This window comes from Frankia sp. CcWB2 (genome assembly GCF_977927585.1).
Genome location: NZ_CDWRCM010000099.1, coordinates 5,503 through 13,928, shown reverse-complemented (window position 1 = coordinate 13,928; position 8,426 = coordinate 5,503). Strand labels below are relative to the sequence as shown.

The 8,426-nt window shown below is 72.1% G+C and carries 8 protein-coding genes and 3 pseudogenes; 9 read left to right on the top strand and 2 right to left on the bottom strand.

The features are described from left to right. Positions 1-269, bottom strand: a pseudogene (locus tag ACY45C_RS12135) (cytochrome P450); the annotation flags it as partial. A gap of 238 nt (positions 270-507) precedes the next feature. Between ACY45C_RS12135 and ACY45C_RS12130 the strand changes: the two are divergent. Next, a complete protein-coding gene (locus ACY45C_RS12130; protein WP_462187722.1) occupies positions 508-1,350 on the top strand; it encodes a class I SAM-dependent methyltransferase in 843 nt (280 codons plus the stop codon). Positions 1,351-1,640: 290 nt separating this feature from the next. Next, positions 1,641-2,237 carry a TMEM165/GDT1 family protein gene (locus tag ACY45C_RS12125; protein ID WP_462187721.1) on the top strand — a complete coding sequence of 199 codons (597 nt, stop codon included), beginning with the start codon at positions 1,641-1,643 and terminating at the stop codon, positions 2,235-2,237. Between the two features lie 218 nt (positions 2,238-2,455). Here the strand turns inward: ACY45C_RS12125 and ACY45C_RS12120 are convergent, their stop codons facing one another. Continuing rightward, positions 2,456-3,244: a dienelactone hydrolase family protein gene (locus ACY45C_RS12120; protein WP_462187720.1), complete on the bottom strand. Its 789-nt coding sequence runs from the start codon at positions 3,242-3,244 to the stop codon at positions 2,456-2,458. Positions 3,245-3,529: 285 nt separating this feature from the next. On the opposite strand from ACY45C_RS12120, the gene ACY45C_RS12115 reads away from it, so the two are divergent. The 7 genes and pseudogenes from ACY45C_RS12115 to ACY45C_RS12085 all read left to right on the top strand — a co-directional run. After that, positions 3,530-4,738, top strand: coding sequence for a hypothetical protein (locus tag ACY45C_RS12115; RefSeq protein ID WP_462187719.1), 1,209 nt, complete (start codon positions 3,530-3,532; stop codon positions 4,736-4,738). A gap of 10 nt (positions 4,739-4,748) precedes the next feature. After that, complete coding sequence (pafA, locus tag ACY45C_RS12110) at positions 4,749-6,107, top strand: Pup--protein ligase (RefSeq protein WP_462187718.1); 1,359 nt, start codon at positions 4,749-4,751, stop codon at positions 6,105-6,107. Between the two features lie 14 nt (positions 6,108-6,121). Further along, positions 6,122-6,811, top strand: a complete 690-nt coding sequence (locus ACY45C_RS12105; RefSeq protein ID WP_462187717.1) for an FKBP-type peptidyl-prolyl cis-trans isomerase — start codon at positions 6,122-6,124, stop codon at positions 6,809-6,811. A gap of 169 nt (positions 6,812-6,980) precedes the next feature. Continuing rightward, entirely contained in the window at positions 6,981-7,457 is a 477-nt protein-coding gene (locus ACY45C_RS12100) for a helix-turn-helix transcriptional regulator (RefSeq protein WP_462187716.1), read from the top strand. Beyond that, a pseudogene (locus ACY45C_RS12095) lies at positions 7,429-7,521 on the top strand (WYL domain-containing protein); the annotation flags it as partial. The gene ACY45C_RS12100 and the pseudogene ACY45C_RS12095, both read left to right, overlap by 29 nt. Beyond that, a complete protein-coding gene (locus ACY45C_RS12090; RefSeq protein WP_462187715.1) occupies positions 7,515-8,036 on the top strand; it encodes a WCX domain-containing protein in 522 nt (173 codons plus the stop codon). The pseudogene ACY45C_RS12095 and the gene ACY45C_RS12090, both read left to right, overlap by 7 nt. Positions 8,037-8,091: 55 nt before the next feature. Further along, positions 8,092-8,426, top strand: a pseudogene (locus ACY45C_RS12085) (helix-turn-helix transcriptional regulator); the annotation flags it as partial.

The following is an 8,426-nucleotide window of genomic DNA, read 5'->3' as shown; positions in this document are numbered from 1 at the left end:
TGGTCCGGCGGGTCCATCCGCAGCATCGACCCCGGCACGTCGTCGGGAGCCACTCCTGGACGGAAGGGGTTGATGCCCTCCTCGTAGCCGTGGCCCCACAGCGCGTCCGTGAAAACCGCCGAGCACTCCTCGTAGCGTGTCGCCATGAGAATACCCGGACTGATCGGGTACAGTGCGGCGAAATCGCGGACGGCCGCGTACCGCGGGTAGGGGTTGGATCGGTGCATGGGGTGAAAGGCGTCGAAGACAACCTGCGGCGCAGTGGACACGTCCACGCCCCTCTCTCGGCACGGGTGCCACAAAATCATCTCGCTGGAGTTCCGTTGATTACAGTGCCGTTGATGACAGCCTCTGCCGACTACCACGAGATGAACATTCTTCGAACCGATTCGGTCGCGATGTCGATGGAATGCTCACATAAACGCCCCGTGCGCCGCAAGGTCGTCTATGACTCGATAGGAGAAACGGATCGCCGGTGTAAACACCCGGCGAGGCGAGGAATAATCCGTGTCGGAGTCCCAGCGGACGTCGATCGACGCCATATGCGACCATGGGGGCACTGATGTGTCCACCTACGTGTTGGACCAGGGGCATCCGGACGAGCGCACCCGCCTCGAAGCGATGGCGCAGCTGTGGGACCCGGGCACCATGCGGCTCGTGGCGGCCCTGGGTATCGGCGCTGGGCATCACTGCCTCGAGGTCGGCGCGGGCACCGGCTCGGTCGCCCGGGCCCTGGCCGAGGTCGTCGGCCCCACGGGGCACGTCCTCGCGGTGGACCGCGACATCCGCTTCCTCGACCGGCTACCGGAGCCGGTCGAGGTCCGGCGCATGGACGTGATGGTCGACGATCTTCCGCACGCGCGGTTCGACCTGGTCCACGCCCGGCTCCTGATCGCACACCTCCACCCCCATCGGCGTGCGCTCCAACGGCTCGCGGCGGCGGTCGCACCAGGCGGCTGGCTTCTGATCGAGGAGGTCGATTGGACCTGCGCCGACCTGGTCGTCCCGGAGGCGCCGATACACACCGCCATGGTCCGCGCGCTGCAAGGGCTCATAGGCGAGGGTGGCGGGTTTGACGCGACCTATGGCCGCCGACTCCTCGGCGATGTGCTCAGCCTGGACCTCACCGACGAGTCCGCGCAGTACCACGGCGTTCAGTCCCGCGGCACCGGCGAGTCGTGGCTCGCCTGGCAGCTCCTCGTGGAGCGGTTCCAGGAGAGCATCATTGAAGCCGGACTGCTGACCCGGGACGAGGTGGACCAGTGGTGGTCCCTCAGCCGCGACGAGAACAACCTCCTCATCAGCGCGGCGATGTTCGCCGCCTGGGCCCGGCGGTCCTGCCAGACATGATCGCTGATGGGTCTCCGGGCCGTCCGCCCGCCGGTCGTCGCGAGGTGTACCGGATCACCGCAGCCGCGTAGCGACCGGACGGATGGTGATTTCGGGACCCCGAACCAAGATTGTCAGCCCTAGCTGGCAAACGGTTCTTGTGCTGCCGCGTCCCCGCGGGGGAGTGTTTCGCGGTTCGTGAAGTCCGCGGGCCGGGTAGGATGCCGTTCGACCAGGCAGGAGCCTTCGAAGGGGTTCATCACACGCCGCCCTGCCGGGGTGGGCTGGCCCCGGGCCGGCGGGGGCTCGCCGTGGACAATATCATCATTGCAGCGACCGCCTTCGCTGTGGTCTTCCCGGCCGAGCTGCCGGACAAGACGTTCGTGGCGGCACTCGTTCTGGGTGCCCGCTGCCGGCCGCTGCCGGTTCTCGCTGGGATTTGGGCAGCGTTCGCAGTGCACGTCGGCGTCGCCACCGCCGTCGGCGGCTTGGTCGCGGCGCTGCCCCGAAGGGCTGTCGAGTTGGTCGCCGGGGCGCTGTTCTTCGTCGGTGCGGTCCTCCTCCTGCGTTCCCACCCCGCCGACCCCGCCGAACTGGAGGGGCACAAGGCCGCCGGCGTCGAGGGACCCGCCGCGAGACGCGTATGGGCCGAGGCGTTCGGTGTTGTCCTCGTCGCCGAGTTCGGTGATCTCACCCAGATTCTCACCGCCACCCTCGCGGCCCGCTACCACCGCCCGATTCCCGTCGGCGTCGGCGCGTTGCTGGCCCTGTGCACCGTCACTGGGCTGGCTGTCGCCTTTGGCCACTTCCTGCTGCGGGTCGCTCCGCTGCGCCGGGTCCAGCAGTTCGCCGCCCTCGTTCTGCTCGGCCTTTCCATCTCCACTATGGTGGACGTCCTGCGCGGGTAAGGGAGATCCCTGGTCGGCGGCCGACACGCCGCCTGCGTGCGCGGGCTCCGGTCGGCGGTGCGCCCAGGCCCACTGGTCGCGAGCCGGTGGCACCGCAACTCAGCGTGGTGGCGGTGCGGGGGACCGGGTCGGAAGCCGACCGGAGTGACCTCTGGGCGCCGTGCGGGTGATGCTCGCGATGTCGATGGTGGCGATCTTCGATTGGCCGGCCGGGCGCCTCAGCGGGGGCGGACGTGCCGGTCGAGGAAGGCGAGTGCCCGTGACCAGGCGTCGGCCGCGGCGACCGGGCGGTAGACCGCCTCCCGGTCGTCGCTGTGGAAGGCGTGGCCGGCCCCGGCGTAGCTGACCAGCTCCGTCGGGGCGCCCGAGCGTGCGGCCGCGGCCCGTAGGGCGGCGATCTCGTCGGTGGAGATCAGGGCGTCTTCCTCGCCGTAGAGGCCGAGCCACGGCCCGCGCAACGACGGTGCCGCCTCCACCAAGGCGGGGATGCCGGGCCAGTACGGTGTGCTGACCCCGCCGCCGTAGAACGACACCGCCGCGGCGAGGGGGTGCCGGGTGGCGGTGTGCAGCGCGACCGTGCCACCCATGCAGAAGCCGATGACTGCGCTCCGCTCGGCGGGGAAGCCCGCGTCGAGGAGGTGCCCGAGCGCCGCGTCGATGTCGGCGTCGATGCCCGCGCCGGACAGGGTGCCCATCGTCGACGTGGCCGCGGCCCAGCCGTCGGCCGGGTCCACCTCGTCCAGCCCGTCGCGGTGATACAGGTGCGGGGCCACGGCGAGCCAGCCGGCACCGGCGAGCCGGTCGCAGACGGAGACCAGGTACGGCGTGATGCCTCGGGCGTCCTGGACGACGACCATGCCGCCGCGCGGCGGGTCCTCCGCGGCCGGGGCGAGGACTGTGAGCGGCAGCCCGCCGCGGCCGCGGACGACCTGCGCCCGCAGCCGGGCCCTGTCTTCGCCGTGATGTCGTGTTCGATGGGACGTCGCGTCGTTCGTTCCGGTTGCCATGGCGCCATCCTTTCCGCCGGCGAGCCTTCCCGCCCGATCCGCCTGTCCTGCACCTGGTGTCTGGAACCGCCGCGGACCGGCGGGTTCACCCGGACACGCCGGGCCGCGACACGCCACCAGACAGGCCTCGACAACATGAAGGCGTCACGCTACTCCTTGTAGTGGCCTGGCGGGTGTCGCTGGACGGAGGGAGGACGCGGTGAGGCAACCACTGCCGAGGGTGGCGGCGACCTGGGGGAGCGCGGTGGACCCGGCGCACGTCGACCGGACCGTCGGAGCCCTCCTGTGGTGAGCGGGGGACGGCATCGTGGCGGCGGCGAACATGATCCTCTTCCGGGACAGCGCCCCCAGCCGGGACACTCGGCGCCGTCGCCCCCACTGGCCTCGGGCGAGACCGGCCTGCCCGGCTTGCCCGGCCTGCCCGATCCGGCCGATCCGGCTGATCCGGCCGGACGGGCGTGGGCCCGGCTCGGCGGCGTCGACGGGCTCGGCACGCCCGGTGCCCGGCGGATCGCCGTCATCACCGTCGGCATGGCCCTGCTGATGGGCGTCCTGGTCTGGCTGTACGGAACGTCCGTCACCAGCCTGCGCCCCCGGGACCTGCCGATCCTCACCGTGGGCCCGGCACCCGCGGCGACCGCGCTCGCCGACCAGATCAGCCGGGTGGAGCCGGGCGCCCTCACGGTGCGCACGGTGCCGACGGTGGCCGCCGCCGACCGTGCGCTGCGCGAGCGTGACGCCTACGCCGCGATCGTCATCGGCGGCAACGGCCTGACCCTGCGGGTCGCCTCCGCGGCGAGCCCGGCGGTCACCGAGGCGCTGACCCGGGGCATCCGGGTGTTCATGCCAGGTCTGGAGATCCCGGTGGTCGACGTGGTGGCCAACGCGCCACGGGACCAGACCGGCGGCGGGCTGGCGGCCGGTTACCTCCCGTTGACGCTGGTGATCACCGCGGCCGGCGTGCTGCTGGCGCGGATGGTGGGGTCGCGGGTGATCCGGCTCGCCGGGCTCGCCGCGCTCGCGGTGCTCTCCGGCTTCGCCGGGGCCGTCGCGCTGCAGGGGGCGTTGGACGTCCTGCCCGGGGAGTTCCTGACGACTATGGCGGTCGTGACGTTGCTGGCGCTGGCCGTCGCCGGGCCGGTCCTGGGACTCGGTGCGGTCGCGGGCGTGCCGGGTCTCGTCGCCGCGGTGCTGGTTCTGGTCGCTGGTGCCGCCCTGTCGGCGGTGGCCTCCGCACCGGAGATGCTGCCACAGCCCTGGGGCGACATCGGCCAGTTCGCGCCGCCGGGGGCGGGTGCCACGCTGCTGCGCTCGACGGCCTACTTCGACGGTGCCGGCGGTGGCCGTCCGGTACTGGTCCTCGCCGGCTGGTTCGTCGTCGGGCTGGGCCTGGCGGTCGTCGGTCGGCCCGTCCGTCCGCAGGAGGGGCGAATCCGCCTCAGGGTGACATCCGGCCCGAGCGTCCCGGCGCGCCGAGGCGGCATTCGAGCATAGGGTCGCAGACGTGGACCGCCGCATCTTCGGACTGGAGAACGAGTACGGCGTCACCTGCGTGTTCCGGGGGCAGCGACGGCTGTCCCCGGACGAGGTGGCACGGTACCTGTTCCGTCGTGTCGTGTCATGGGGACGCAGCAGCAACGTGTTCCTCAAGAACGGCGCCCGCCTCTACCTGGATGTCGGTAGCCATCCGGAGTACGCCACCCCGGAATGCGACTCCGTGCCCGACCTGGTCACCCACGACAAGGCCGGGGAACGCATCCTCGAGGGCCTGCTTGTCGAGGCCGAACGACGGCTGCGCGAGGAGGGCATCGCCGGCGACATCCATCTGTTCAAGAACAACACCGACTCCGCCGGCAACAGCTACGGCTGTCACGAGAACTACCTCGTCGGCCGGCACGGCGAGTTCTCGAAGCTCGCGGACGTGCTGGTGCCGTTCCTGGTCAGCCGGCAGATCCTGTGCGGCGCGGGCAAGGTGCTGCAGACCCCGCGGGGCGCGGTGTACTGCATCTCCCAGCGCGCCGAGCACATCTGGGAGTCGGTGTCCTCGGCGACCACCCGGTCCCGGCCGATCATCAACACCCGTGACGAGCCGCACGCCGACGCCGAGCGGTTCCGGCGGCTGCACGTGATCGTCGGCGACTCGAACATGAGTGAGACGACCATGCTGCTCAAGCTCGGGGCGACCGACCTGGTGCTGCGCATGATCGAAGCCGGCGTGATGCTGCGGGACATGACCCTGGAGAACCCGATCCGGGCGATTCGCGAGGTCAGCCACGACATGACCTGCCAGCGCAGGATCAAGCTGGCCAACGGGCGTGAGGTCAGCGCGCTGGACATCCAGCGGGAGTACTACTCCAAGGCGGTCGAGTTCGTGGAGCGCCGCGGCGGGGACGAGGTCGCCAAGCGGGTGCTCGACCTGTGGGGCCGCACCCTGCTCGCGATCGAGACCGACGACCTCGAGCTTGTCGCCCGTGAGATCGACTGGGTGACGAAGTACGTGCTCATCGAGCGGTTCCGGCACAAGCACGGGCTGTCGCTGGCCTCGCCGCGGGTCGCCGAGCTCGACCTGAAATACCACGACATCCACCGTGACCGGGGCCTGTACTACCGGATGGAACGGGCTGGTCTGGTCGAGCGCGTCACCCGTGACCTCGACGTCTTCGAGGCCAAGTCACGCCCCCCGCAGACCACCCGGGCCCGGCTGCGCGGCGAGTTCATCAAGCGCGCCCAAGAGAAACGCCGGGACTTCACGGTCGACTGGGTCCACCTGAAGCTCAATGATCAGGCTCAGCGTACGGTCCTGTGCAAGGACCCGTTCCGTTCCGTCGACGATCGGGTCGACAAGCTCATCGCCAGTATGTGAGGACTCGAGCCCCTGTGATGTTCGTGCCGCGACGCGCCGGCGTCGTCCTGCCCTTCGCGTCAGCCCGTTCCGGCTCGCGTGGCAGCGGCCGTCGGCCGTCCGCCACCCGCCGGCACCTGCTCGCGGGTGCCGTGCTGCCCGCCGTGCTGCTCGCCCCGCTCCTGGCCGGCTGCGGCGCCTCCGACGCCCCCGACGGCACCAAGGCGGCGCCGGTGCCCTCCCGGACGGCCGTCGACGGCACCTCCGGGCGGGTCCCCGCGGTCGCGGGTGCCACCGACCTGAGCCGCAAGCCGATCTCCGCGGCGGGCTGGGGGACGGCGCCGGCCACGCTGGTCACCACCGATCTCGTGACCGGTCACGGCGCGGTCGCCTCCGCCACCAGCACCGCCACCGTCCGGTACGTGGGCGTGCTCTGGCGCGACGGCAAGGAGTTCGACAGCAGCTGGGCGCGGGGCCAGCCGGCGACCTTCCCGCTGGACGGCACGATCGCCGGCTTCGGGCAGGGCATCGACGGGATGCGCGTCGGCGGCCGCCGCCAGATCATCATCCCGCCCGACCTCGGGTACGGCCCGGTGGGGGGACGTCCGCCGACGATCCTCGCCGACGACACTCTGGTGTTCGTGGTGGACCTGATCGCGGTCGACGGGGCCACGCCGGGCGTCGGGGCTACGTCGGGCGTCGGGGCCGGCGCCGGCCAGCCGTAGCCCACCGGCCCTCACCCGGCCCGGCCGTGGGTGGCCCGGTGGGCGCGACCGGTGCGCCAGCGGTGGGGCGGGGACGGGGTGGTGCGTGGCCGGTGAACTCCGGCGGCTACCCTTTGCGGGTGTGTCCCGGCGACGGGTGGAGCGGCTCCTCAACCTGACGATGTGCCTGATGGCGACATCGCGCTTCCTCACCGTGTCCCAGATCGGCGAGCTGGTGGAGGGCTACGAGCCCGGGCGCACCGAGGAAGAGCAGGACGCCTTCCGGCGGATGTTCGAGCGGGACAAGGCGTATCTGCGGGAGATCGGCATCCCCCTGGAGACCGGCGCGGACTCGGCGTTCAGCAACGAGATCGGCTACCGTATCCGCCGCGGCGACTACGCGCTGCCCGACATCGCCCTGGAACCGGACGAGGCCGCGGCTTTGGCTGTCGCCGGCTCGCTGTGGTCGAGCACGGCGCTCGCCGGGCCCGCCGCCAGCGCCCTGCGCAAGCTCGCCGCGGGCGGGGCCGCGGTGATGTGGTGGCGGGCTCGGCGTGCTCGACGGCTTCGAACCGCGGGTCGATGCAACCGAGCCGGCCTTCGAGCAGCGCCTCGCGGCGGTCCAGGCCGGTCGGACCATCCGCTTCCCGTACCGGAAGGTCGGTGAGACGGACTCCGCCGACCGGCACGTCGAGCCCTGGGGTGTGCTGTCCTGGCGGGGGCGGTGGTACCTCGCCGGGCACGACCTGCACCGTGGTGCGGCCCGGGTGTTCCGGCTGTCCCGGTTCACCGGCCCGGTGCGCATGGTCGGACCGGCCGGCGCGGTCCAGGTCCCGCCAGGGGTCGACCTGCGGGCGATGGTCTCGGCGCAGGCCCCCCGGACCGCTTCCGGACCGCCACGCTGGCGGTCCGCCGGGGCAGCGCGCACGCGCTGCGACGGTACGCCCGCCCGGCGGCGTCGCCGTCGCCGGGCGACGCCGATCCGTCGCCGGACACGAATCCACCGCCGGGCATGGATCTGCTGGAGATGGATTTCGCCGACACCGAACAGCTCGCCCGGTGGATCGTCGGATCGGGTCCGGACGTCGTCGTCGTCGACCCACCCGAGCTGCGCGCGGCTGTGGTCGGTCGGCTCCGGGCGGCCATCACGGGCACCGCCGCCACGCTCGCGGGCACCGCCGCCCGCGGCGTGGCGTTCCCACCTGCGGGGGTGCGCCGCGACGAACGCCCGGTGAGCGCCCGATGATCCGCCGTGCGGTGCCCGCCCCGGTTCATCGTCCGGCGCTCGCTCCGGGCACGCGGTGAGCGCCGCCACCGACCGGCTGAGCCGGCTGCTCGCGCTCGTCCCCTGGTTGCGGGCGCATCCCGGGATCTCCCTGACCGAGGCGGCGGTGGCCTTCGGGGTCACCCCCCGCCAGCTGCGCGACGACCTCGACCTGCTGTTCGTCTGCGGCCTGCCCGGCGGCGCGCCCGGGGACCTCATCGACCTGAGCTATTCCGGTGATCAGATCACCGTCGTCGATCCGCAGACTCTCGACCGGCCGCTGCGGCTGTCGGTCGACGAGGCGACGGCCCTGATCGTCGCCGCCCGCGCGCTCGCCGACGTGCCCGGCCTCGCCGGCCGCGAGGCCCTGGA